21 protein-coding genes are annotated in these 23,817 nt (G+C 66.7%); 11 read left to right on the top strand and 10 right to left on the bottom strand.

Going from position 1 to position 23,817, the window contains the following annotated elements:
• Window positions 1-364 precede the first annotated feature (364 nt).
• Together E1263_RS33455 and E1263_RS33450 are read right to left on the bottom strand one after the other, a co-directional pair.
• Window positions 365-832 carry an NUDIX domain-containing protein gene (locus E1263_RS33455; protein ID WP_132174756.1) on the bottom strand — a complete coding sequence of 156 codons (468 nt, stop codon included), beginning with the start codon at window positions 830-832 and terminating at the stop codon, window positions 365-367.
• A 1-nt stretch (window position 833) separates the two neighbouring features.
• Window positions 834-2,138 carry a cytochrome P450 gene (locus E1263_RS33450; RefSeq protein WP_132174762.1) on the bottom strand — a complete coding sequence of 435 codons (1,305 nt, stop codon included), beginning with the start codon at window positions 2,136-2,138 and terminating at the stop codon, window positions 834-836.
• A gap of 311 nt (window positions 2,139-2,449) precedes the next feature.
• Here E1263_RS33450 and E1263_RS33445 point away from each other — a divergent pair, with 311 nt between their 5' ends.
• Window positions 2,450-3,448 carry an ABC transporter substrate-binding protein gene (locus E1263_RS33445; protein WP_132174754.1) on the top strand — a complete coding sequence of 333 codons (999 nt, stop codon included), beginning with the start codon at window positions 2,450-2,452 and terminating at the stop codon, window positions 3,446-3,448.
• On the opposite strand, the gene E1263_RS33440 is transcribed toward E1263_RS33445, so the two are convergent.
• From E1263_RS33440 to E1263_RS33415, 6 genes are all read right to left on the bottom strand, one after another.
• Window positions 3,439-4,230: a DUF2785 domain-containing protein gene (locus tag E1263_RS33440; RefSeq protein WP_132174752.1), complete on the bottom strand. Its 792-nt coding sequence runs from the start codon at window positions 4,228-4,230 to the stop codon at window positions 3,439-3,441. The two genes, E1263_RS33445 and E1263_RS33440, sit on opposite strands and share 10 nt — an antisense overlap.
• Before the next feature lie 107 nt (window positions 4,231-4,337).
• A complete protein-coding gene (locus tag E1263_RS33435; RefSeq protein ID WP_238161764.1) occupies window positions 4,338-5,150 on the bottom strand; it encodes an ABC transporter permease in 813 nt (270 codons plus the stop codon).
• A gap of 1 nt (window position 5,151) precedes the next feature.
• Window positions 5,152-6,129, bottom strand: coding sequence for an ABC transporter ATP-binding protein (locus E1263_RS33430; RefSeq protein ID WP_132174750.1), 978 nt, complete (start codon window positions 6,127-6,129; stop codon window positions 5,152-5,154).
• Window positions 6,130-6,345: 216 nt separating this feature from the next.
• Window positions 6,346-7,545 (bottom strand): DUF4142 domain-containing protein, encoded by a 1,200-nt coding sequence (locus E1263_RS33425; RefSeq protein ID WP_132174748.1) that lies wholly within the window; start codon window positions 7,543-7,545, stop codon window positions 6,346-6,348.
• Between the two features lie 70 nt (window positions 7,546-7,615).
• The gene (locus tag E1263_RS33420) at window positions 7,616-9,919 is read right to left on the bottom strand and encodes a sodium-translocating pyrophosphatase (protein ID WP_132174746.1); all 2,304 of its coding nucleotides are present in this window, start codon (window positions 9,917-9,919) and stop codon (window positions 7,616-7,618) included.
• Window positions 9,920-10,157: 238 nt separating this feature from the next.
• Window positions 10,158-10,517 carry an STAS domain-containing protein gene (locus E1263_RS33415; RefSeq protein ID WP_272949713.1) on the bottom strand — a complete coding sequence of 120 codons (360 nt, stop codon included), beginning with the start codon at window positions 10,515-10,517 and terminating at the stop codon, window positions 10,158-10,160.
• Between the two features lie 182 nt (window positions 10,518-10,699).
• On the opposite strand from E1263_RS33415, the gene E1263_RS33410 reads away from it, so the two are divergent.
• From E1263_RS33410 to E1263_RS33370, 9 genes are all read left to right on the top strand, one after another.
• Window positions 10,700-13,006, top strand: coding sequence for a DEAD/DEAH box helicase (locus E1263_RS33410; RefSeq protein WP_132174744.1), 2,307 nt, complete (start codon window positions 10,700-10,702; stop codon window positions 13,004-13,006).
• Window positions 13,007-13,021: 15 nt separating this feature from the next.
• Window positions 13,022-13,402 (top strand): hypothetical protein, encoded by a 381-nt coding sequence (locus E1263_RS33405; RefSeq protein WP_132174742.1) that lies wholly within the window; start codon window positions 13,022-13,024, stop codon window positions 13,400-13,402.
• Window positions 13,403-13,819: 417 nt separating this feature from the next.
• Window positions 13,820-14,587: a ricin-type beta-trefoil lectin domain protein gene (locus tag E1263_RS33400; RefSeq protein WP_132174740.1), complete on the top strand. Its 768-nt coding sequence runs from the start codon at window positions 13,820-13,822 to the stop codon at window positions 14,585-14,587.
• A 689-nt stretch (window positions 14,588-15,276) separates the two neighbouring features.
• A complete protein-coding gene (locus E1263_RS33395) occupies window positions 15,277-16,695 on the top strand; it encodes an extracellular solute-binding protein (RefSeq protein ID WP_132174738.1) in 1,419 nt (472 codons plus the stop codon).
• Window positions 16,695-17,588, top strand: a complete 894-nt coding sequence (locus E1263_RS33390; protein ID WP_132174736.1) for a carbohydrate ABC transporter permease — start codon at window positions 16,695-16,697, stop codon at window positions 17,586-17,588. The genes E1263_RS33395 and E1263_RS33390 overlap by 1 nt, the downstream gene beginning before the upstream one ends.
• The gene (locus tag E1263_RS33385) at window positions 17,585-18,406 is read left to right on the top strand and encodes a carbohydrate ABC transporter permease (RefSeq protein WP_132174734.1); all 822 of its coding nucleotides are present in this window, start codon (window positions 17,585-17,587) and stop codon (window positions 18,404-18,406) included. The genes E1263_RS33390 and E1263_RS33385 overlap by 4 nt, the downstream gene beginning before the upstream one ends.
• On the top strand, window positions 18,406-19,485 hold the full coding sequence (locus tag E1263_RS33380; RefSeq protein ID WP_132174732.1) for an ABC transporter ATP-binding protein: 1,080 nt from the start codon (window positions 18,406-18,408) through the stop codon (window positions 19,483-19,485). Before E1263_RS33385 ends, E1263_RS33380 begins: the two co-directional genes overlap by 1 nt.
• The gene (locus E1263_RS33375; protein WP_132174730.1) at window positions 19,485-20,729 is read left to right on the top strand and encodes a CehA/McbA family metallohydrolase; all 1,245 of its coding nucleotides are present in this window, start codon (window positions 19,485-19,487) and stop codon (window positions 20,727-20,729) included. The genes E1263_RS33380 and E1263_RS33375 overlap by 1 nt, the downstream gene beginning before the upstream one ends.
• Window positions 20,730-20,745: 16 nt before the next feature.
• On the top strand, window positions 20,746-21,153 hold the full coding sequence (locus tag E1263_RS33370; protein WP_132174728.1) for a hypothetical protein: 408 nt from the start codon (window positions 20,746-20,748) through the stop codon (window positions 21,151-21,153).
• A 15-nt stretch (window positions 21,154-21,168) separates the two neighbouring features.
• Here the strand turns inward: E1263_RS33370 and E1263_RS33365 are convergent, their stop codons facing one another.
• Window positions 21,169-21,789: a response regulator transcription factor gene (locus tag E1263_RS33365; RefSeq protein ID WP_238161763.1), complete on the bottom strand. Its 621-nt coding sequence runs from the start codon at window positions 21,787-21,789 to the stop codon at window positions 21,169-21,171.
• A 133-nt stretch (window positions 21,790-21,922) separates the two neighbouring features.
• Complete coding sequence (locus E1263_RS33360) at window positions 21,923-22,288, bottom strand: hypothetical protein (protein WP_238161762.1); 366 nt, start codon at window positions 22,286-22,288, stop codon at window positions 21,923-21,925.
• A gap of 231 nt (window positions 22,289-22,519) precedes the next feature.
• On the opposite strand from E1263_RS33360, the gene E1263_RS33355 reads away from it, so the two are divergent.
• On the top strand, window positions 22,520-23,758 hold the full coding sequence (locus E1263_RS33355) for a DDE-type integrase/transposase/recombinase (RefSeq protein WP_132174724.1): 1,239 nt from the start codon (window positions 22,520-22,522) through the stop codon (window positions 23,756-23,758).
• Window positions 23,759-23,817: the final 59 nt, after the last annotated feature.

Raw genomic sequence — 23,817 nt, 5'->3', positions numbered from 1 at the left:
ACCCCGGCCGACTCAAAGGCGCCAAAACCCCAACCCGAACGCTCATCCCGCCATCGCACCCCGACCCCGCACCCACCAACAACCCGGCCAACAGCCAACCACCGGCCGATTCGCGCCCAGTTCGGCTGTTCCACTCAGTGCTCAACCGCCAGGCCATCACAAATGCCTGCCGTGCTGGGGTCTGAGCCTGGGCGACTGCAGCACAGCCACTTGTGATGGCCTGCAGGACCGGCATCGGCTCAGATTCGTTCCCTCGTGCGAACGCCAGACACTGACCAAGCTCACCGGCGGGCGTGCCGGCACGCTGGAGGTGCCGCGCGGCTTGAGCTTTCGCGGCGCTTGATCAGTGCGGCAGGTACAACTCCTACGCGACGCGGAAGCCTTGTTCGCACAAGGCTGTTGCTCCTTCGGCGATTGCGGCCAGCGCCGTGGTGATGCGGTTGTGCATCATCGAGCGAACTCGAGGCTGCACCTCAGCCAGCGTCAGGAAGTGGGCGGAGAGGATTTCGCCGTCGGGGAAAGTGGTGGGAGCGTCCGCGAGGGTGCCGCCGTCGAAGACGAAGTTGATGCCTTCGGGGCGGTCTTCGTAGGCGTGGATGTAGTCGGCGACCAGGAGGCGGCCGATGGGCAGCACCAGGTCGAGTTCTTCGAGTACTTCGCGGGCGGCTGCTGCCCAGGGGGATTCGTCGGCTTCGACGATGCCGCCGGGGAGTTCCCAGTTGGGTTTGTACGACGGCTCGAGCAGCAGCACGCGATTCGACTCGTCCCGGATGAGCACGGCGGATGCTTGGCGTTTGCGGGGCATCCGGGCGATGTAGTCCGGGACGGTCATGTCAGCCGGCGGCCTGCTGGGTTTTGGTGGCGTGGAGCTGGACGGGGAGCGAGTCGAGGCCGTAGACGATGGAGAGTTCGCGGAAGCGGAGTTGTTCTTCCGGTACGGCGAGGGCCAGGTCCGGGAAGCGGTGAGCCAGCGCGAGGAACGCGGCGCGCAGTTCCATCCGGGCCAGTTCGGCGCCGACACAACGGTGCATGCCGTGACCGAAGGCCAGGTGCGCGGCAGACGAGGCTCGGCGGGGGTAGAAGTCTTCAGCGTCGTCACCGAAGACGTTCTTGTCGCGATCCGCGCCCGACAGGGAGACGGCGACCAGGTCGCCCTTCTTGACCTGCTTGCCGAACAACTCCTGATCGTGCCGCGCGAACCGCGGGAAAGCCACCTGTACGACGGTCAGATACCGCAGCAGCTCTTCGACGATCACATCGACCGCGCCCGGCTCGGTGCGGATCCGCTCGAAGTGTTCGGGGTTGCGCAGCAGCACGAGCGCGCCGAGGGCAAGCATGCTGGCCGAGGTTTCATACCCACCGAGGAAGACGCCGTCGGCGAGACCACCGAGCTCGACGTCGTCCAGGTCGTCGCCCTGGGCCCGGATGATCGATCCGATCAGCCCGTCACCCGGGTTCTCGCGCTGCTTGCGGACGATCTCGAACAGGAAGTCGCGCGACTCACTCGCCGAACCGAACACCCCGATCCCACCCGCGGACAGGTCGAACCGGGCCGGGCCGAGGGCACGGAAGCGGTCGCGGTCCTGCTCCTCGACGCCGAGCAGGTCGGCGATCAGCAGGAACGGCACGTTGAAAGCGAAGTCGGCGACGATGTCGGCGACCGGGCCCTTGGCCTCCATCAGGTCGAGCTGGTCGTTGACGATCTTCTCGATCATCGGCTCCAGCCGGGCCAGGCGGCGCTTGGTGAACTCGGGGGTGAGCAGCTTGCGCAGCCGGGTGTGGTCCGGCGGGTCGGTGAACCCGAGACCGCCGATCCCCTCGGACGGCTTGTTCGGGTCCGAGCCGACCAGCGGCCGGATGTCGTTGCTGAAGTTCGTGGTGTCGGCGAGCACGGCCTTCGATTCGGCGTGCCCGGTGACCATCCACACCGTGATCCCGAAGACGTGCGCCAGCCGGTTCACCGGGTCGACTTCCCGCACCTCGCCCAGGGCGGGCAGCGGGTCAAGTCCCTGCCGGCGCAACGGCAACGTCACCTGTGTCGGGAACATCCGCATCTTCAGCAGGTCGAGACCACCCTTCCGGGTGGTCCTACTGAGGATCCGGTTGCCGACCCATCTCTTCAGGTATGTCGCAACCATGACTTCCACGCGCCCTCTCTGCAACTGCTGCCCCCGACTGTTTCCGTCCACCAAAAGTTAACGGTGCCGAGGACCAAATCTGATGGTGTAGGCACTACTTCCGGCGGTGGCGTTGGCACCACCGTCGGCATCACCCTGGGAGGGGACCAAGGTTTTTGCCTGCACAGACCTTGTCATGGACAACGGCTCTGGTGGCGCGCCCCGGGGGTGCTTCAGGGAAAACGCAGACGAAAGTAGGATGCGCGGACCACCCGTCGACTGATGCCCTGAGAGGGATCCGGTCTCCATTGAGCAAGGGTAGCCTTACCAGCATGCCGTACGACGACCGCCAAACCGCCCTGGGACGCCGTGGCTTTGCCGGCCTGTTGGGCGCGGCCGTCGTCGCCGGTCTGACCGGTTGTGGATCGGATGGTGACATCCGGCCGTCGGTCGCCGAGACGCGGAGCGTCCAGCATCCCCTCGGCAACGCCTACATCCCGGTGTCGCCGAAGCGCGTGGTCTCACTGGACGCATCCGGCGGGCTGCAGGTCAGCCTCGAGGTCGGCGCGCCTTTGATCGCTTCGGAGACGCTCGGTGGCGCCGTGGGCATCCCCGGCTACCTCCCTCGTCCCGCGGCCGGCTTCGAGTCGCTCGGCTTCAACCAGCCGAACCTCGAGAAGATCGTCAAGCTCGCGCCGGACCTGATCATCGGCAATCTCCAGCGCATCAAGGACCTCTACCCGCAGCTGTCCGCGATCGCCCCGACCGTTCCGTACGAGAACGCCGGCAAGGGCAAGTCCTGGCAGGAGTCGGTGCGCGGCATCGCCGACCTCCTCGGCCAGTCCGGCAAGCAGGACGCGAAGCTGGCCAGCTTCCGCGAGCGGGCCCTGCAGGTGAAGACCGAGCACAAGGCCTTCCTGACAAAGCGTTCCGTGGTCCTGCTGCACTTCACGAACAACGAGCTGCGCATTCTCCGCGGCCCGATCTTCGGATCCACGATCCTCGACGAGGTCCGGGTACGGCGGAGCAAGTCGACGACTGCATCGGGCGGCACGGACACGTACTACCCGATCGGCCGGGAGCACGTCGGCGTGCTCGCGGATGCCGACGTAATCCTCTACTTCGTCGGTGGCGGCGCGTTCGACGCCGCCCCGGATCAGATCTTCAAGTCGTATACGAACAACGCGCTGTGGACCCAGCTGCCCGCAGTCAAGGCCGGCCGAGTCGCTCGGCTGGACCCCGCGGCCTGGTGGGACGGGTATTCCGTCTCAGCAGCCAACACCTGTCTGCAGCAGCTCACCACCGTGCTGCGCAAGATGCCTCAGAAGTAGCTGCGCGTCACCTGGCGCAGCACCTCAACCAACTGCGCCTTGATCTCCGCGGCATGCGGGATCAGCGTGGGCTCACTCGTGTCCGGCAACCGCACACCGCGGTCCACGAACACGTAGAGCGCCCGCAGCGTCCGAGTGGTGTTCGTATTCACCGGATCGATCGTCAACCCGAGCGGAGTGATCCCCGTGAACGCCGGGACGAGCCAATCGACCGCATCCTCGACAGTGAGCTCAGAACGCGTCAGCGTGCACGCCAGCGCGTAGCTGAGCCGGTCGTCCTCCATGTCCCGCCACACGTACTCCGTGGGCGTCAGGAGCCGTCCAATGCCCAGCCGCAGCATCTCCACCGGCTCCACGGCCGGGTAGAGCCCCAGGGTCCCCAGCAGGTCGGCCCCGTGCGCCACAGCATGCAGCCAGCCCAGCTCCGCGTCATACCCGCGCAGGTCCGTCTCAGCGACGTACCAGCGCTCGAACGGCGGCACCCAGCTCGCCTCGTACACACCGGCCGACACGATGCAGTCCAGGATCAGCGGAGCAAACGTCCGCGCCTGCAGCTCCGCATCCCCAAACCGCCGAGCCATCTCATCGCCCAGCTCCGACAACTGCCCCGCACCCAACACCCCACGACCGATCCAGGTCGCCAGCGTCGAGTAAGCCACCCCATCCCGCTGCACCGGATCAGCCGACCGCAGCAGCCCCGACAGCTCACCCACCAGCTCATCCAGCGGCCGATCAGCCGGTACGGCGAAGTCGTCAGCGCGAACCGCTGCCCAGTCAGTCATGCGCCGGACCCTAGACGAGCCACCAGGTCAGCACAAAGGAACGGCCCGCGGAACTTTACGTTCCACGGGCCGTAGCGACCAGGACCCCTCAGCCCGGCCGAGCTTTGTTACGCGTCGCGCTTGTTCGCGCTGAACAGCGCGATCGCCAGCAGCCCGATCGCCCAACCGGCGAAGTACAGCAGGGCCCACCAGGGACTCAGCGCGTAGTTGCTGGCGTCACCGACCGCGCCGGCGAAACCACCGTCGTTGCCCTGAGTCAGGAAGGAGCTGGCGTTCTGGAACGGCGACCACTTCGACAGGTCGTCGCCGATCTTGGGAATCAGGTTGAACAGGTTCTCCACCAGCAGCGGCCAGAGGATCAGGATCGCGATCGCACCGGCGCTCTGCCGGATCAGGATGCCGACCGCAACGGCGATCACAGCGGACAGGAAGAAAACGATGCCGCGCCCGGCCAGCAGCCGCCACTCGGCTCCGGTGTCGATGGCCAGGTCGGCGCTGCCGACGAACAGAGTGCCGATGAACCAGGCACCGAAGGCGGCGACCAGGCCGACCAGTCCGGCCAGAAGGCCGACGACGACAGTCTTGCCGAGCAACATCTGCGACCGCTGCGGTACAGCCTGGAAGCTGGTCCGGATGGTGCCGAACCGGTACTCGGTGGTGACCGCCAGCGCGGCCATCACCATCATCACCATCTGGCTGAACTGCGTGCCGCCCTGGGTGATGAAGATCGTCGCCTGCTGCTCCTGGTCGCTCGGGATGAACCCGGTGAACAGCGCCGCCAGACCTACGCTCAGCACGGCCGCGACGATCATGCACCACCACGGTGAGCGGGTGGTGAACAGCTTGATGCGCTCGACGTTGATGACGGCCAGGCCGCCGTACGAGGAGGTTGTGGGAGCCGTTGCAGTGGAAGCCGACATGTCAGTTGTCCTCCTTCGGCCCCGCGGCCACCTCGGTGATGGACGGGTCCGGAAGCTGTCCGTCCGTCGCGTGGTACTGGACCGAGTCGCCGGTCATCTGCATGAACGCCTGCTCCAGCGAGCCGCGCTGCATGGTCAACTCGTGCAGCACGATGCCGTGCGCAGCAGCGGACTCACCGATCTGGTCGGTGGTCAGGTCGCCCTCGACGAAGAGCACCTTGCCCTGCCCCTCGACGTCCTCGATCCGGGTGACCAGTTGCTGCTGGTGCAGCACCCCGGCCAGTTGGTCGAGCTGCGGCGTCCGCACCTTGACGGTCGTCCCACTCGCACGGTCGACGAACTCCTGCGTGGTGCTCTGCGAGATCAGCTTGCCGCGACCGATGACAACCAGGTCTTCGGCGGTCAGCGCCATCTCGGAGAGCAGGTGGCTGGAGACCAGGACCGTCCGGCCCTCGTCGGCCAGCCGGTGCATGAAGGTCCGGATCCAGACGATGCCCTCCGGGTCGAGACCGTTGACCGGCTCGTCGAACAGCAGCACCTCGGGATCACCGAGCAGTGCGCCGGCGATGCCCAGCCGCTGCGACATACCCAGCGAGTAGGTTCCGGCCCGCTTGCCGGCGACCTCGGTCAGGCCGACCATGTCGAGGGCGCGGTCGACGCTGGACTTCGGCAGCTTGTTGGACGCTGCCATCCAGGCCAGGTGAGCGCGGGCAGACCGGTTCGGGTGCACCCACTTCGCGTCCAGCAGCGCACCGACCTTCGTCAGCGGCCGCTTCAGGTCCCGGTACCGGGTGCCGTCGATGGTGACGGAGCCGGCGGTCGGGGTGTCCAGGCCGAGGATCATGCGCATGGTGGTGGACTTGCCGGCACCGTTGGGGCCGAGGAAGCCGGTCACTTTGCCGGGTTTCACCTCGAACGACAGATTGTCTACGGCAACCGTGGCGCCGTATCTCTTGGTGAGGCCGTGTGCCTCGATCATTGCCGTACTCCTCGTTCGGTGGCGCGCCAGTGATGGTGGGCGGGCTGTGCCCCCTCAGTATCGAGGGCGGACCGGCCAAGATCATCGGACCCGGGGCGGACCCGGTGTGTCCACCCGCAGGTTGATTCTGGGGGTGCCGGGTAGACAAGGGCATCAGTTGAACCCCTGAGCGGGACCCCCGAGCACCCCCGAGAACGCGAATGCCTTCCAGTGGGGTCAGTCGAGCGGGACGCCGTACAGCACGAGGTTGTCGCTGTACCGGTGGGCGGCGTGGTCGTAGGAGCCGGTGCACGTCACCAGCGCCAGCCGCGGTTTCTGCGAGCCGTTGAAGAGGTCCGGTGGCAGGTTGTTCTGCCGGTACGTACGGCGCGCGACGATCCGGTACCAGTGCTGCTCGCCCGCGCCGTCCGTCACGGCCACCCGCGCGTCCATCGGAACCTCGGACAGCTTGGCGAAGACACCCCGTCCGCGAGCGGTGTCGACATGCCCGGCCAGGAGCACCGTCCCGCCCTGGGCACCGGGCGCTGCACCAGCGGCCCACCACCCCACGTCAGCGGTGGCCGGGACCTGCAACCGACCGTCCCCACCGGCCGCAACCGGCTGCACCCGCACGGTCAGCAGGCCCGGCACCTTCAGCTCGACGGGTGGTACGGCGGCCTCCCGCTCCTGCGGACCGACGGCGGCCTTCGGTACCTGGCCGGTGTCGTGCACCGCACCGCCGAGCAGCATCACCAGGCCGACACCCAGTGCGCCGATGCCGAGCAGCCGCCGGCGGACCGGGACGGACTTGCCCACCAGCAACAGCAACAGACCGAGGGCGATCAGGGCCAGCGCAACCCGGGAGCGCGTTTGCCGGGCATCCGCGACCATGCCGCCGGCGCCGGTGTCGACGGACGGTGTCCCCGTCGCGTCCTTGCACTGGCCGGTCACCATCCGCAGGTCCATCTCGATCACGGGTTTCGCACCGTTGGCCACCGACTCGACCGCAGGCGACGCCGACTTCGCGACGTCGCCCGTGACCAGCTTCAGGTACTCCTGGTGCTGTTGCCGCTGGAACTGCAGCCAGGCGGCGTCGTATCCCTTCTTTCCCGCCTTCGCGGCCAGCGCGACCAGCTGCCGGCGCTGATCGTCGGCCACCGTCGTCGCCAGCTCGAGGTCGAGCCGGGCGGCGACCGTGTTCTCCTGGGCGGCCAGTTTCCGATGGTCGCGTTCCAGCTGGCGGGCGACCTTGCGGATGCAGGACGACGCGCTCTGGCCGGAGGCTGTGTGCGCGGCAGCGATGATCGTCAGGTTGAGCGCGTGGGCCGGGCTCAGGTACTCGGCATCGGGCTGCGTCGCCGCACCGGCCGGCTGTGCCGTTCCCAGCACGCCGGCGGCGACGAGCAGCAGGAACGCCGGCACTCGCGCAAGTCTCACCAGTCAACCGTAAACGGAACGGCCCGCCGGGACACTAGGTCCGGCGGGCCGTTACGGGTACTGCTGTGAATCAGGCGGCGATGCTCGCCTCGGCGGGGGTGTCGGAGATGACCGACTCCCGGCGCTTGGAGATGATCACAGCGACAGCCAGTACGACGACCGCGGCCAGCGCGATGCCGATCCGCAGCGGGGTGTTGGTGTCGTCGCCGATGGCCGACAGGCCGACGACGGCGGGGGCGATCAGCACGGAGACCAGGTTCATCACCTTGATCAGCGGGTTGATGGCCGGGCCGGCGGTGTCCTTGAACGGGTCACCGACGGTGTCACCGATGATGGTGGCCTCGTGCGCCGGCGAACCCTTGCCGCCGTGGTTACCGTCCTCGACCAGCTTCTTGGCGTTGTCCCAGGCTCCACCGGAGTTGGCCAGGAAGACCGCCATCAGGGTGCCGGCACCGATCGCACCGGCGAGGTAGCCGGCCAGTGCCGCGGCGCCGAGGCCGAAGCCGACGGCGATCGGGGCGCAGAGCGCGAGCAGACCCGGGGTCGCCAGCTCACGCAGCGAGTCCCTGGTGCAGATGTCGACGACCTTGCCGTACTCCGGCTTGCCCGTTCCGTCCATGATCCCGGGGATGTCCCGGAACTGCCGGCGGACCTCGTACACGACCGCACCGGCGGCGCGGCCGACGGCGTTGATCGCGAGACCGGAGAACATGAACACGACGGCCGCACCGAGGATGATGCCGACCAGGGTGCCCGGGTTGAAGACCAGCGCGTCCGCCTCGAACTTGGAGTAGTTCTCGGCGAGCGACGTCCGGATCGAGTCCGTGTAGGAACCGAACAGTGCGGTCGCAGCCAGTACGGCGGTCGCGATCGCAATGCCCTTCGTGATCGCCTTGGTGGTGTTACCGACCGCGTCCAGCTCGGTGAGGATCTGAGCAGCCTCACCGTCGACGTCGCCCGACATCTCGGCGATGCCCTGGGCGTTGTCGGAGACCGGACCGAAGGTGTCCATCGCGACGATGACGCCGACGGTGGTCAGCAGACCACAACCGGCCAGCGCGATCGCGAACAGCGCGACCACACCGGTGCCACCGACGAGGAAGGCGCCGTACACGGCCGCTGCAATGACGACGGCGGTGTAGACGGCGGACTCGAAGCCGACCGAGATACCGGACAGGATGACGGTGGCAGCACCGGTCAGCGACGTCTTGCCGACGTCTTGAACGGGCTTGTCCTCGGTACCGGTGTAGTAGCCGGTGATGGCCAGGATGACCGCGGCGAGCACGATGCCGATGATCACCGAGACGGTGGCGATGACGCGCGGGTCACCGTCGAAGGCGGCGATCGTGTCGGTCGCGCCGGTCAGCTCCTTGAAGCTGCTCGGCAGATACACGAAGGCTGCGATCGAACACAGGATTCCGGAGATCACCGCGGAGATGTAGAACGCCCGGTTGATCGTGCGCAGACCGTTCTCGCCGGCCCGCGGGCGGGTCAGGAAGACACCGATGACCGCGGTGAAAGCGCCGATGGCCGGCACGATCAGCGGGAAGATCAGGCCCTGCTCGCCGAAGGCGGCCTTGCCCAGGATCAGCGACGCCACCAGCATGACGGCGTACGACTCGAACAGGTCCGCGGCCATACCGGCGCAGTCACCCACGTTGTCACCGACGTTGTCGGCGATCGTCGCGGCGTTGCGGGGGTCGTCCTCGGGGATGTTCTGCTCGACCTTGCCGACCAGGTCCGCGCCGACGTCGGCGGCCTTGGTGAAGATACCGCCGCCGACCCGCATGAACATGGCGAGCATGGCGGCACCGAAGCCGAAGCCTTCGAGCACGGTCGGTGCGTCACCCTTGAAGAGCAGCACGACGACCGAGGCGCCCAGCAGACCGAGGCCGACGGTGAACATACCGACGGTGCCACCGGTGCGGAACGCGACGCGCATCGCGGGCTCGCGACCCTCGTCACGGGCAGCCGCGGCGACCCGGACGTTGGCGCGCGTGGCCAGCCACATGCCCACGTAACCGATCAGCGCGGAGAAGCCCGCACCGACCAGGAAGAACACGGAACGGAAGATCTTCAGCGTCGTCGCGTTGTCGCCGTCGGTGTGCGCAGGCAACAGGAAGAGCAGCAGGAACGCCACCCCAGCAAAGACCGACAGCGTCCGGAACTGCCGACTCAGGAAGGCCGATGCACCTTCCTGGACCGCAGCGGCGATCTCTTTCATACTCTCGGTGCCATCGTTCGCGGCAAGCACCTGACTCCGGAAAACCATCGAAATAGCAATCGCGAGAACCGCGATCACTGCAACGACGAGTACCAGAGTGGTGTTGCTCGACGAAAGATCCACCGCTTGTGGTGCAAGCAGCGCGGACATCCGTCCTCCTTGTAGGCAACCCATCCAGGCTTGACGGCCCCCGTCTGCCGCAACCGAAGGGTTGGGGAAAATACCAAACAGCGCCAAGGACATGGCGCGGTGGGTCACTCTAACGGCTCTCCGACCAGACCTGACGACAGGGTGGTCTACGCCATACCGAAGCTGTCAGGCGGGAGTGTCACTCAGGGTATTTGTGAGGACACATTTTCTCTTGTCGGCAACGCCACAACCGCTGACCTCAGATCGCGGACGCGACATCGGGGTGGATGTCGAAGACCTTGGTCAGACCGGTGATCCGGAAGATCTTCAGCAACCGCTCCTGGGTGCAGACCAGGGCCAGCGATCCGTCGTGGGTGCGGACCCGTTTCAGCCCGCCGACAAGCACCCCGAGCCCCGTGGAATCCAGGAACTCAACGCGTTCCAGGTCCAGGACGAGGTCGTAGGACCCGTCGTCGACGAGCGCTGCGATCTTCTCGCGGAGCTTCGGTGCGGTGTACACGTCGATCTCCCCCGCCACCTCGATGACGGTGCGCCCGCCCTCGGCGCGCGCGGTCAGCGACAGATCCACTTCGGCCTCCGATCCCGTGAACTGCTGCATTCAACCATGTACGGACCGTGAGAAGGGCCGTTACGGAAAACTCTTTCATCTCCTCGCATCGAAAGTCGATCTCCTCCCCCAAAATGCCGCGTGCATCCGCACGCGCACGCCGAGATGCACGAATCCGTGCACGTGCACTCGACCGGAATCACTCTGTCCGTGGCGGCAACTAGGCTCGCCGCATGCGTGAAGGAGAGGCGACTTCCGTACTGCGCCGCCTCGCCACCGGCCGGGCCGATCGGCTCACCCATGTGGAGTCGGTGCCCGCCAGACCCGGCCGCGTCGGCGAATGGCCCCGATGGGTTCCACCCGAGGTGCTCGGGCAGCTGGCCGACGCCGGGATCGCAGCACCATGGATCCACCAGGTCGCCACGGCCGAGGCGGCGTACGGGGGTCGTCATGTTGTGGTCGCGACCGGCACTGCCTCAGGCAAGTCGTTGGGCTACTTACTCCCTGCGTTCGCGACGCTGAGCATCGCGCAGGCAGCCTCACCGCACCGGCGGACGGCCTCTGTTCTCTACCTCTCTCCGACGAAGGCGCTGGCCCACGACCAACTCCGCGCCATCTCGGCGTACACAGTGCCCGGTCTGCGGCCGACGACCCTGGACGGCGACTCCGAGCGCACGGAGCGAGACTGGGCCCGCGACCACGCCACCTATGTACTGAGCAATCCGGACATGCTGCATCGGTCGGTCCTGCCCAACCATCAGCGCTGGGCGCGCTTCCTCGGCAGCTTGCAATACGTCGTGATCGACGAGTGCCACCACTACCGCGGCGTCTTCGGCGCCCACGTCGCTCTCGTGCTCCGCCGGCTGCGCCGCATCTGCGCCCAGTACGGCGCCAATCCGGTCTTCGTCTGCGCATCAGCCACCGTGGCCGAGCCGGCCGTGTCAGGTGAGCGGCTGACCGGCCTGCCGATGGAGGCGGTCGTCGACGACGGTTCACCCCGCGGCGGGATCGCCTTCGGGCTGTGGGAGCCGGCCCTCACCTCTATACGTGGTGAAAACGGCGCCCCCGTACGGCGCTCTGCTCCGGCCGAGGTGGCCGACCTCCTGACCGACTTGGTCGTGTCGGGCGTGCGGACGGTCGCGTTCGTCCGGTCGAGACGTGGAGCCGAGGCCGTGGCCATGACCGCCCGCGCGAACCTGGCCGAGGTCGACCCCACATTGATCGACCAAGTCTCGGCGTACCGGGCTGGTTATCTGCCCGAGGAGCGTCGACGGCTCGAGAGCATGCTGCAGAGCGGCGAGCTGACCGGGGTCGCTGCGACGAATGCCCTCGAGCTGGGCATCGACATTGCGGGGCTGGACGCCGTGCTGCTGTCGGGTTGGCCCGGCACGCGCGCATCGCTGTGGCAACAGGCCGGTCGCGCGGGGCGTGCCGGTGGGGATGCGCTGGCGCTGCTGGTCGCTCGGGACGATCCGCTGGACACCTATCTGGTCCGTCACCCGGAGGCAGTCTTCGGGCGGCCGGTTGAAGCGACTGTCTTCAATCCGGAGAACCCTTATGTTCTCGGGCCGCAGCTCTGCGCCGCCGCCCAAGAGCTACCGCTGACCAAAGCGGACTACGACATCTTCGGCAGTACGACGGCCGACACGATCGCGCAGCTGGTTCGCCAAGGGGCGCTGCGCGAGCGACCGCATGGCTGGTTCTGGACTCGTCGCGACCGTGCCGTCGACGCGATCGACATTCGCTCGGCCGGTGGCAAGACCGTGCAGATCGTGGAGGACCAGACCGGTCGCCTGCTCGGCACTGTCGACGGCGGATCGGCGCATGCCTCCGTGCACGAGGGCGCTGTCTATGTCCATGCGGGTGAGTCCTATCTGGTCCGGACTCTCGATCTGGACAACCATGCCGCGATCGTGGAGCCGGCCGCGCCGGACTACACCACCTTTGCTCGCGACGTGACCGAGATCAGCATCCTTGCGACCGAGGAGTCGGGCGGTTGGGGGACGGCCGAGCTGTCGCGCGGCTGGGTTCAGGTGACCAGCCAGGTGATCTCGTTCCAACGCAAGCTGATCGCGACGGGCGACGTCCTCGACGAACAACCGCTTGACCTACCGGAACGGACGCTGCGCACCAAGGCGGTCTGGTGGACGGTTCCCGACGAAGACATCGAGGCTCTGCAACTGGACGACGTACCGGGTGCCGCGCATGCAGCCGAGCACGCCTCGATCGGGCTGCTTCCGTTGTTCGCCACTTGCGATCGCTGGGACATCGGCGGCGTCTCCACCGCACGGCACGCAGACACCGGAAAGCTCACTGTTTTCGTGTACGACGGCCATCCCGGCGGCGCCGGTTTCGCCGAACACGGCTATGCCGCAGCGCGTGAGTGGTTGACCGCGACACGTGCCGCCATTGCACACTGTGAGTGCACGGATGGCTGCCCATCCTGCGTACAGTCACCCAAGTGTGGGAACCAGAACAACCCACTCGACAAAAGCGGCGCGGTCGCGCTGCTCACCGCACTACTCGGTAGTGAGGCCTGAAAGGCAGCGTGCGCCATGTTCGTCCTCGGAATCGTTCTGCTGGTCATCGCCGTACTGTTCGGCTTGGGCGTCTCGGTCTCGTCGACCGAGTCCACCACGCTGTCGGTCTTCGGGATCGACTTCGGCGTGATCGTGCCGACCGTTTTCTTCCTCGGTGCGGCGGCCGGTGCTGCCCTGATCGCCGGAATCTGGCTGACGAAGAAGGGACTCGCGCGCGGCTGGCGCCGGCACCGCGAGATCAAGAACCTGCGCGCTCAGGTGACCGAACGTGAACACGCTCCGGTGATCACCGCCGACCGTGACGCAGAGCTAGCTGACGAAACACCCGGAGCCGAGCACCTGGTGACCGAAGAGCACGTGGCCACCGACCCCACGGATCACAAGCAGCCGCACTGACAACTCTGTTGCCCATGGCATCAACTTCCACACTGGCCTCCCCCAGTATCGAGCGGTTGCTGTAATATCTCGAACGAAACACAGCCACCCCTCGGGGTGCGCACGGCGAGCCCGCAGCCGGATTTCGATGCCCAGCGCAACGACTTTTCGCTGGCAGTTAGTTGCCATTGGCATCAAGTTCCCCGGTCTTGCCATAACCACCGCCGACCGAGCTGTGCATTACTGGTCGTGGCGTCAACGTCGCGTTGAGTCACTGTCGGCCTTCCGGGCCACACCGCCTCCTCACGGGGGATCGACCCGCAACCCGCCCACCGCGCAAGGGGTGGCGAAGCGGTTCCCGGAAAACGGACCGACTCTCGTAACGGGGTCCCGACGACCTGACGCTCACTGAGATAGGCACGACCTTCGGAGGTTGTCTTGATCACCCGTAAGCTCATCAGCCGTACCGGCGTGGTAGTCCTCGCAGTCAGCGTTGCACTGGCCACCGCCATCCCAGCCCAGGCCGCTCAGCCGGCCACGGACCGCGCCGCAACTCCGGGCGTGGAGATCGGCGTGGCGAAGCAGATCGCCACCCGCGCCGACACTCGCTACTGTCTGACCTTCGTCGCGGCCAACAAGGTCCCGATGGGCGTCATGATGGCCTGCGCTCCGGGCAAGGAAGGCAAGACCCAGGAGTGGATCTACACCGAGTCCGGCCAGCTTCAGGTCGCCATGAGCAAGAGCGTCGGTGGCGCCCTTGCCAAGACCGGAGCCTGCCTGGACAGCGGTGCGGACCTGGCCAAGGTTCCGGCCGCGGCCCCACTGCTGGTCCTGCCGTGCCGTAGCGGCGACGGCCAGAAGTGGAACTACGACCAGAAGGCCGGCACGTTCGTCAACGAGGCGAGCGGTCTGGCTCTCACGTCCCTGCTCGGCAAGGGGAAGGCCAAGCAGGCACAACCGACCGGCAGCATGAACACAGCCGGTACGCCGGTCCAGGGCTGGAGCGCACTGCCGCTGCCTGGCCTGGACATCCTGGGCGCAGTCCTGGCCCTGGTGAACGCGCTGCTGGCATCGCTGGGCCTGGCCCTGCCGCTGCCGATCGCGAACGCCGCAGGCAGCCTGCTGGAGCTCGTGAAGCCCCAGCTGCCCATCCCGGCGCAGATGTCGGTGCTGCCGAAGCAGATGATGCAGCTCGCTCAGAAGTAACGCACTGACAGAAACACCTCGGCCGGCCCCGACACTGTCGGGGCCGGCTGTTTCTTTACCTGCAGACAGTTGTCCTTGCGGGCAATCAGTTGCCCAGGGCAAATGACAGCCGGCCCCGAGAGACTCGGGGCCGGCTGTTTTCTCACTCCTTAAGAGATCGACACGCTTCAGTTGTGAGATCGCCTGGATGATCCCTGGTCGGTCAGGTGGATCGATGCTCGGGGATCGGCGCGGGATTCCGCTGCTTGCGCGTCAGCGGGAGCCGTACGCCGTCGTCACCGTCCGGGCCTTCCCTCACGGGAAATCACCAGTCGGTACCGCTCACCACCAGCACCAGTGGCCGTGGTGGTAGTGCCCGAACAGCAGGTCGTCTACCAGGTGAAGAACTCCGTACAACATTCGCAGTCACCTCCGATCCGATGAACCGAACGAGCAAGACGCTACCTCGGCTCCTCACGTTCTGTATCTAGGCCACTACGGGTTGCGACAGAACCTTGAGCGCACTTTAACGGACCCGCAATGCTGCCCGCCCGGCTCCGACTTGACCCGGCGCGGCGACTCCCGGTAACCGCGCTCGGCGCGGCGATTACCCGCCGTACATCGTTTGGGTAATTGTCTTCACAAAGTCGCGCTGCGGTGTCAATGTTTGACCGGCACCGTCGTACCGACTTCTCGCAAGGAGCCCCCTGATGCGATCTCTTCGGCTGTCCGGCGCGCTGGCCCTCAGCGCCACCGCCGGTCTCCTGCTCACCGGCTGCCTCGGCTCGTCGGGGACCGGCGACCAGGACGCGAACCGCAACTCCGACGCCAAGAAGGTCGAGCTGACGATCGGCTCGAACTCGGTCAAGGGCGGCAAGAGCAGCGCCGGCGCAACGTTCACCGAGGACGTCCTGATCCCGAAGTTCGTCGCGGACCAGAAGGCCAAGGGCGTCGACGTCACGGTGAAGTTCCAGGGCGACGGCTCCGACGACGAGGTCTACAAGCAGAAGCTGTCGCTGGACCTGTCGAACAAGTCCGGGCCGGACCTGTTCCAGATCGACGGCATCTGGGTCGGCGAGTTCGCCCAGGCCGGCTACATCAAGCCGCTCACCGACACCGTCGGCGACGCGAGCAAGGTGGACAACTGGGACGGCTGGAAGCAGATCCCCGCGTCGGTGCAACAGCTCGGCACCTTCGAGAACAAGCGGTACGGCGTTCCTGGTGGTACCGACGGCCGGGTCCTCTACTTCAACAAGAAGCTGTTCCAGCAGGCCGGACTGCCGGCCGACTGGCAGCCGAAGTCGTGGGACGACATCATCTCCGCCGGCCAGAAGCTGAAGACGCTGTCCGGGGTGACGCCGATCCAGATCAACGGCGGCACCGCGATGGGCGAAGCAACCACGATGCAGGGCGTGCTGCCGCTACTGGTGGGCACCGGCACCACCGTCTACGCGGGAGGAAAGTGGCTCGGCTACACCCCGAAGCTGCGGCAGGTTCTGGAGTTCTACCACCAGATCTACAGCACCGGCCTTGGTGACCCTGTTCTGCAGCGCGAGGCCAAGGGCCGGGACAAGTCGTTCGCCGAGTTCGCCGCGAACAAGATCGGCATTCTGCTCGAGAGCGACTACTTCTGGCGCAGCGTCGTCGAGCCGAAGGAGGGCGTCGCCAAGATGGCCGACCGCGACACCGCCGTCGGCTACGCGCTGATCCCGGCCGCCAGGCCGGGCGGCGGGGTCAACGGCCAGGACTTCGTCTCCATGTCCGGTGGCGGCACGACGGTGATCAACCCGAACACCAAGTTCCCCCAGCAGGCCTGGGAGCTGCTGCAATTCATGAACTCCGCCGAGATGGTGAAGGAGTCCCTGAACGGCGCCGCCAAGATCACCCAGCGGACCGACGTCAACACCGAGGTCCTGGCGAGTGACCCGATGCTGAACTTCGTCGCCACCAAGGTGCTGCCGATCACGCAGTACCGGCCGGGCCTGGCGGAGTACCCGAAGATCTCGGCCGCACTGCAGCAGGCGACCGCGGACGTGGTCGGCGGCAAGACCACCGAAGCCGCGTCGATCGCCTACCAGAAGGCCGTTGAGGCTGCGGCCGGCAGCAAGGACAAGGTCGCCGGCAACTGATGGCGACCCGGACCAAACATCCTGCTCAGGATGTTGCCGGGCTGGGAACCGGGCGTGCGCTCGGTTTCCTGGCCCCGGCCATGCTGCTGATCGCCGCGTTCCTGGTGTTCCCGGCGGTCTGGACCATCTACATCGGCGTCACGAACTATCGGCTGACCGGCGTCGAGGCCGTCTCGCCGTCGATCGTCGGTCTGGCGAACTACACCCGCGCGCTGAACGACGCGCTGTTCCACAACGCGTTGTGGCTGACGATGCTGTTCGTGCTCGGTTCGGCGATCATCGGCCAGAACATCCTCGGCTTCACGCTGGCCTGGATTCTGCGCCGCGCGCGCCCGGCAGTCCGCCGTACGGTCGAGGCGTTGACGTTGCTGGCCTGGATCCTGCCGTCGACCGTGGTCGCGTATCTGTGGATCGCGTTCTTCGACCGGGACACCGGGACGCTGAACAGCATCCTCGGTACGACGGGGACGGCGTGGCTGATCGACTACCCGATGGTGTGCCTGGTCGTGTTCAACACCTGGCGGGGTACGGCGTTCTCGATGATGCTCTATTCGTCAGCCCTGCAAGCCGTTCCGCCATCGCAGCTGGAGTCGGCGCGGATGGTCGGGGCGTCGGGCTGGCAGACCTTGCGGGATATCGTGTTCCCGCACATCCGCGGCCACGTACTTACCAACACCCTGTTGATATCCCTGTGGACAGCGAACGACTTCTCGCCGTTCCTGCTCACCAAGGGCGGACCGAACCACGAGTCCGAGACCGTGCCGGTCTACATCTACAACGTCGCGCTGCAAGGCGGTGAGCTCGGCTACTCGTCGGCCATCTCCTTCCTGCTCCTGCTGGCGAATCTGCTCGTCTCGCTGATCTACCTTCGGCTGCTGAGGAGGCGAGCATGACTCCGGCCTACGTCGTACGGCGGATCGGCTTCTACGTCCTGATCTGCGCGATCACGCTGTTCTTCGCCGTACCGATGGTGTGGATCGCTTCGGCGCCGTTCGACAAGAACCCTGGTCTCGGCGTGCATTGGCCGGACTGGACGTTCGAGAATGTGCGCAAGACACTCGACCATCCGTATGCGCTGCATGCGATCGTGAACTCGCTGATCATCTGCGTCACGGTGGCTCTGGCGGTGACGGCGTTCGCTGCGTTTGCCAGCTACGCGTTGTCGCGGGTGCGCATCCCCGGCCGCGATGCCTTGCTGTACGGGCTTCTGCTGCTGTCATCGGTCGTCACCGGTACGGCAGCGATGGTGCCGATCTTCGTGATGATCTACCAGCTCGGGTTGATCAACTCGCGGTTCGGCGTCGCGCTGGTGATGACGAGCGGTTTGTTGCCCGCCGCAATCTTCATTCTGAAGGACTTCGTGGACGCCGTACCGAAGTCGTACGAGGAGTCGGCGCGGGTCTTCGGCGCATCGACGCTCCAGATCCTGCGGGACGTCGTACTGCCGGTTGCGCGTCCTGGGCTGGCGACCATCATGGTGTGGGCGTTCGTGAACTCCTGGGGCAACTTCCTGGTGCCCTTCCTGCTGATCCGGTCGACTACCTTGCAGCCGGCCGCCGTACTGATGCAGACGCTCACCGATGAGGGCGGCAGCGTGAACCTGCAGGTCCTGCCGGTCTTCTCGCTGCTGTTCTCGATCCCGGTCGTTGTGCTGTATCTGCTGGTGAACTCGCGGTACGGGTTCCGCTTCCATGGAGGGATCAAGTCCTGATGGCCGGTATCGACATCGAAGGTCTGGCGACCGTCTACCCCAACGGCGTGCGCGCCGTCGACGGCCTCGACCTGCACGTCGCCGACGGTGAGTTCTTCGCGCTGCTCGGCCCGTCCGGCTGCGGCAAGACCACTTTGCTCCGCACGATCGCCGGCCTGGAGAACGCCTCCGAAGGCACCGTCCGCATCGACGCGGCCGACGTCACCCGCACCGAACCAGGCAAGCGCGGCGTCGCCATGGTCTTCCAGGACTACGCCTTGTTCCCGCACATGAGCGTCGCGGAAAACATCACCTACCCGTTGAAGGTACGGCGGGTAGCCGCGGCCACGCGCGCCGAAACCGCCGAACGCACCGCCGGCGAACTGTCGCTCGATGGTCTGTTGGAGCGCCGTCCCGGCCAGCTCTCCGGCGGTCAGCAACAACGCGTCGCCCTGGCCCGCGCCATCGCCTCCCAAGGCAAGGTGCTGTTGCTGGACGAGCCTCTCTCCAACCTGGATGCGCGGCTCCGGCTGGAAGCCCGTACGTTCTTGAAAAAGCTTCAACGCGACCTCGGCATCACCACTGTCTTCGTCACTCACGACCAAGCCGAAGCGCTGGCTCTCGCGGACCGCATCGCCGTCATGGAGTCCGGCAAACTCCGCCAACTGGGAACGCCCCGCGAGGTCTTCGCCCGCCCGGTCAACACCTTCGTCGCCAACTTCATCGGCTCCACCCCCATGAACCTGGCCCCCGGCGTGGTCTCCGCGGCCGGTGTTTCGGTCGCTGGTGGGACGTTGCCGGTCGAGGGTTTCACTCCGGAAGGTGCTGAGGTGACGGTGGGCGTCCGGCCCGAATACCTGACCTTGACCACCGGCGACGCCACCGGACCAGGGTTGCGCGGAACTGTTGTCGTGGCCGAGAACCTTGGCGTCCAATCACTCGTTTCGGTCGACTGCGACGGCACGCTCATCGGGGTGACCGTTCCCGAGGAAGAAGAGCCGGAGCCCGGTAAGCCCGTGTTCCTGACCGCGCCCGCCGCGCGCGTGCTCCTGTACGACGCCGAGTCCGGGGAACTGCTCGCCCGACAGGCGGTCGCCTGATGGCAATCACGTCGTACCGGCGGGTCTGGACACTCGACGATCGGGCCGAATCGGTCTGGCATTCGCTGCCGGTCGACGTACCGGCTGGTTGCCCTGGACTCCTTGTCACGTTGACGATTCCTGATCTCGACGGGGTCGTGATCGACCTCGGGTGTGAGGGTGCAGGCGGTTGGCGCGGGTGGTCCGGGGGTGCGCGGCAGACGTTCGCGATCACCCCGAACGCGGCGACTCCTGGGTACGTGCCCGGTGAGCTCGAGGCCGGCACCTGGTGGGTCGTTCTCGGGCTCCACCGCCTTCCGGCTGAAGGCGCCGAACTCATCGTCGAGGCGGTCACCGGTCCGGTCGCCGAGATCCCCGGTCTCAGCTCGTACGCCGAGGCTTCGGCAGCGATCGCCGTACCGGAGCGACCGGCGCGTCGCGTGCTCCCGGCCGCACCCGGTTTGCGGTGGATCGCGGGTGACTTCCACGCACACTCGCTGCACTCCGACGGCGCGACCCCGATCGCCAACCTCGCTGCCATGGGTGTCTCGGCCGGCCTCGACGTCCTCGCGATCACCGACCACAACACGATCGCTCACCATGCTGAGCTGCCCGGTCTGAGCGACCGCTTCGGCATCGGCCTGATCCCTGGCCAGGAAGTCACCACCGATACCGGCCACGCCAACGCCTTCGGCCACCTCAGCGCCATCGACTTCCGCCGGCCCGCCTCCACCTGGGTCAGCGAAGTAGCTCGCCAAGGCGGTCTGCTCTCCATCAACCACCCCCTCGGCGGCGACTGCTCCTGGCGTCAGCCCCTCACCGAACACCCACCGCTGGCCGAGATCTGGCACTCGTCCTGGCTGGACCACCACTGGGGCGGCCCGATCGCCTGGTGGCAGTCCTGGGGCCTCAACACGATCCCGATCGGTGGCAGCGACTGGCACAACTCCACGTCTCCAACCCCCATCGGTACGCCGACCACCTGGCTAGCCGTCGACGCCGCCGCCGAGACTCCCGCCGAACTCGTTGCCGCCACGCTCGAGGCTCTAGCCGCCGGCCGGACCGCCGTCTCTCACCGGTATATGGCGCCCGTCCTCCTGCGGGTAGGCGATGAGGTGATCGCCCTCGATGCCCCCAACACCCTCGTCGTAGGCCCCGACGGAACCAACCACGCCGTGACTTCCGCCGTACACCGACTCCCCGCCGTACCGGGCCCGCACACCCTGGTCACCCACACCGGCGAGTTCCTCTCCAGCTGCTCTTGACCCGCAGACTGAGCCCATGAGCACTCCCGACGAGCAGGTCATCGTGGTCGACGCCGCCAACGTCATCGGCTCCCGCCCTGACGGCTGGTGGCGCGACCGCGCCGGAGCCGCCCGCCGCCTCCTGCTGAAGCTCGCCACCCTCCAGCAACAACTCCCCCACACCACCATCGCCGTAGTCCTCGAAGGCGCCGCCCGCAAAGCGACCGAAGGCGACCCACTCGATCTCGGCGTTCTGCGCGTAGTCCTAGCTCCCGCCTCCGGCGACGACACCATCACCGAAGTAACCGCCGCCTACCTCGTCCCAGCCACCGGGCTCCCCGTCACCGTAGTAACCGCCGACCGAGGCCTCCGCGCCCGAGTAGAACCCCTAGGCGCCACCACCACCGGCCCCAGCTGGCTCCTAACCCAACTAGACAACTTCTAGCTGCGGGCTGGCGATTCAGTCCAGGAGCCAGCCGTTGTGTTCGGCGGTGTGGATGGCGTCGGAGCGGGTGCGGGCGCCGGTTTTTCCGATGGCGGACCAGAGGCGGCGGCGGACCACGCGTTCGGAGACGTGAAGCGAGCGGGCGATCATGGCGACCGAGCCGCCGTCGCGGGCTGCGCGGAGGGTGTCGGTCTCTTCGTGGTTCAGCGGGGTGTCGGAGTACTGGAGTGACTCGGCGGCGAGGTTGGCGTCGACAACCCGGAGCCCTAGGTGCACTCGCCGGACGGCGTCGGCAAGTTGTGGGGCCGGGCAGCCCTTGAGGGCGAACCCTTTGGCGCCGGCCTCGAGTCCTCGGCGCAGGTGGATCGGACGGCCGTAGGTGGTGAGCATGACGACCCGGCACTCAGGGATCAGCGTCCGGAGCTCGCTGGTGACGGCGAGGCTGGCGGTCCCCGGACCGGCGGTGTCGAGCAGGGCGACATTTGCCCGGTGCCGTTTCGCGGCGGCCACGACATCGTCGGTTCTGTTGATCTCGGCAACGATCTCGAGGTCGCGTTCGCGCGCCAGGCCGTTTCTGAGCACGCCTCGGCTGAGGATCTGGTCGTCGACCAGCAGCAGCCGAATGGGGTCGGGCAAACGAGCCTCCGGGGTCACCGTCCGGGCGCCGGGGAAGTGCGTCCGGGAGATTTGGGCAGAACATCGGTTCGGAATCTTTCGGTCCAGATCATCGGCGCCCCCGCGCCACCCCGTCCACATGAACGCGACATCTCTACCAGATTGCGACCAGATCGCGACCGTCCGTCGCTGCGGGCCGAAATCCCGTGCACGAACTCGTGCAGAAGGTGGGCCTCATCGCGGCGTGGATGAGGACAGTTCGACGAATTGCGGCGAGGGCTGCGGCGACTGACCGAGCCTGCTCGTAGCCGGTAGCGAGGAGGAACGTCGGGGCGCGGCCGTAGGACTTCGCTCCGATCGCGTAGTAGCCGGGCTCAGGGTGCATGAGCTCGGCCACGCCATGGGCCGGGACCGTTCCACACGAGTGTTCATTCGGATCGATCAGCGGCGCCAGTGCGCGCGTCGAACCAAGGATCGAATCCAGGTCCAGTCGCAGTTCGGAGACGACCTCAAAGCACATCGACCCCGGCCTTGAGCACCGGCCAGTCATCTACCCGGCCGCCAAATGACTGATGGAGGCTCAAGGCGGGGCGGCCGTGCGGCCTCCAGCACAGTTCGGTGGCGCCGGCGGCCTGGTTGACGCCGTCCTTCGGCTAATCCGGCCGGGTTGGGGAGCGCTACAAACCGGAACCGACATGTGTTCTGAAGGGACATGTCGGACGGAGATGTGTAGGGACATGTCGGACACTTGATGGCTGCGGTTCGTTGGTGGGTCGTGGCGGATCTGGTGGTTTCGATGGAGGTTCGGTTCGCGATTGGCGCGTTGGTGGTGCTGGATGAGGTGCCGCGGGGGGCGGTGTCGCGGTTGTGCCGGGAGTACGGGATCAGCCGGGACACGTTCTACCGGTATCGGGCGCAGTTGGAGGCTGAGGGGCTGCAGGGGTTGCTGCCGAAGTCGAGGCGTCCGCACCGGTCTCCGAACGCGACGCCGCCTGAGGTGGTGGAGTTGCTGATGGCCAAGCATCACGAGTTGGTCGCTGATGGCTGGGACGGTGGGGCCATGAGTGTGCGGGACTGGTTGCGGGTGGGCGGGGTCGAGGGGTTGCCGTCGGTGCGCACGGTGCACAAGATCCTCACTGCGCATGGCTGTGTGGAGGCGACCCCGGCCAAGCGGCCGCATTCCAGTTATCGCCGGTTCGAGGCGATGTCACCCAACGGGATGTGGCAGATCGACGGAACCGAATGGCGCCTGGCCTCAGGGGCCAAAGTCGTCATCGTGCGGGTCATCGATGACCATTCCCGCAAGATCTTGTCGACCCTGGCCGCCGACGGCGAGACCGGCCCATCGGTATGGGAGTGCATGAAGACCGCGCTGGACCGGCACGGGAAACCGGTGGTGGTGCTGTCCGACAACGGTGCCGCGTTCAGCATCCGGCGCCGCTGGCCGGGCGCCTACTCGGAGTTCGAAGCACGTCTGGCCCGGATCGGGGTCTATCACGCGACCTGCGCGCCCTATCACCCGCAGACCTGCGGGAAGAAAGAACGCGACTGGAAGCCACTCAAGAAATGGCTCGATGCCCGCCCGCCGGCCATCACCATGGCGGATCTGCAACGGCTCCTGGACGGCTACGACGTCATCTTCAACACTCAACGCCCCCACCAAGGCATCGCAGGCAAGACCCCCGACCAGCGCTACTTCGCGACCCCTAAAGCCGGCCCCGACCCCGACCAGCCACCCAGCCCCCGCACGACCCTGACCCGCCACACCGCCTGCGCCAAAGGCCGCATCAACATCTACGGCGGCTACCGCATCTCACTCGGACGCGAATGGGCCGGCGCCCACCTCCACGTCTTGCACGACAACCTCCACGTCGTCGTCTTCCACGGCCACGACCTCGTCAAACGACTCACCCTCGACCCCGACCACAAAGACGTCCCCTCCGGACTACCCCGCGACCGCCGCCCCACCAAACCCCTACCCTCGACCTAACACACGCACTGTCCGACATGTCCCCTCCGACACTGTCCGACATGTCCCTTCACATCACA

The sequence above is a fragment of the Kribbella antibiotica genome (assembly GCF_004349055.1).
Lineage (GTDB): Bacteria > Actinomycetota > Actinomycetes > Propionibacteriales > Kribbellaceae > Kribbella > Kribbella antibiotica.
This window is presented reverse-complemented; position numbering and strand designations above follow the sequence as displayed.

What these genes read in the sequence shown, in the direction of transcription:
- E1263_RS33395 (WP_132174738.1), top strand. Translation starts at nt 15,277, where the DNA reads ATGCGATCTCTTCGGCTGTCCGGCGCGCTGGCCCTCAGCGCCACCGCC.
- E1263_RS33360 (WP_238161762.1), bottom strand. Translation starts at nt 22,288, where the DNA reads ATGTGCTTTGAGGTCGTCTCCGAACTGCGACTGGACCTGGATTCGATC.
- E1263_RS33430 (WP_132174750.1), bottom strand. Translation starts at nt 6,129, where the DNA reads ATGATCGAGGCACACGGCCTCACCAAGAGATACGGCGCCACGGTTGCC.
- E1263_RS33385 (WP_132174734.1), top strand. Translation starts at nt 17,585, where the DNA reads ATGACTCCGGCCTACGTCGTACGGCGGATCGGCTTCTACGTCCTGATC.
- E1263_RS33405 (WP_132174742.1), top strand. Translation starts at nt 13,022, where the DNA reads ATGTTCGTCCTCGGAATCGTTCTGCTGGTCATCGCCGTACTGTTCGGC.
- E1263_RS33435 (WP_238161764.1), bottom strand. Translation starts at nt 5,150, where the DNA reads ATGTCGGCTTCCACTGCAACGGCTCCCACAACCTCCTCGTACGGCGGC.
- E1263_RS33445 (WP_132174754.1), top strand. Translation starts at nt 2,450, where the DNA reads ATGCCGTACGACGACCGCCAAACCGCCCTGGGACGCCGTGGCTTTGCC.
- E1263_RS33355 (WP_132174724.1), top strand. Translation starts at nt 22,520, where the DNA reads ATGGCTGCGGTTCGTTGGTGGGTCGTGGCGGATCTGGTGGTTTCGATG.
- E1263_RS33390 (WP_132174736.1), top strand. Translation starts at nt 16,695, where the DNA reads ATGGCGACCCGGACCAAACATCCTGCTCAGGATGTTGCCGGGCTGGGA.
- E1263_RS33370 (WP_132174728.1), top strand. Translation starts at nt 20,746, where the DNA reads ATGAGCACTCCCGACGAGCAGGTCATCGTGGTCGACGCCGCCAACGTC.
- E1263_RS33415 (WP_272949713.1), bottom strand. Translation starts at nt 10,517, where the DNA reads ATGCAGCAGTTCACGGGATCGGAGGCCGAAGTGGATCTGTCGCTGACC.
- E1263_RS33410 (WP_132174744.1), top strand. Translation starts at nt 10,700, where the DNA reads ATGCGTGAAGGAGAGGCGACTTCCGTACTGCGCCGCCTCGCCACCGGC.
- E1263_RS33420 (WP_132174746.1), bottom strand. Translation starts at nt 9,919, where the DNA reads ATGTCCGCGCTGCTTGCACCACAAGCGGTGGATCTTTCGTCGAGCAAC.
- E1263_RS33450 (WP_132174762.1), bottom strand. Translation starts at nt 2,138, where the DNA reads ATGGTTGCGACATACCTGAAGAGATGGGTCGGCAACCGGATCCTCAGT.
- E1263_RS33455 (WP_132174756.1), bottom strand. Translation starts at nt 832, where the DNA reads ATGACCGTCCCGGACTACATCGCCCGGATGCCCCGCAAACGCCAAGCA.
- E1263_RS33380 (WP_132174732.1), top strand. Translation starts at nt 18,406, where the DNA reads ATGGCCGGTATCGACATCGAAGGTCTGGCGACCGTCTACCCCAACGGC.
- E1263_RS33375 (WP_132174730.1), top strand. Translation starts at nt 19,485, where the DNA reads ATGGCAATCACGTCGTACCGGCGGGTCTGGACACTCGACGATCGGGCC.
- E1263_RS33440 (WP_132174752.1), bottom strand. Translation starts at nt 4,230, where the DNA reads ATGACTGACTGGGCAGCGGTTCGCGCTGACGACTTCGCCGTACCGGCT.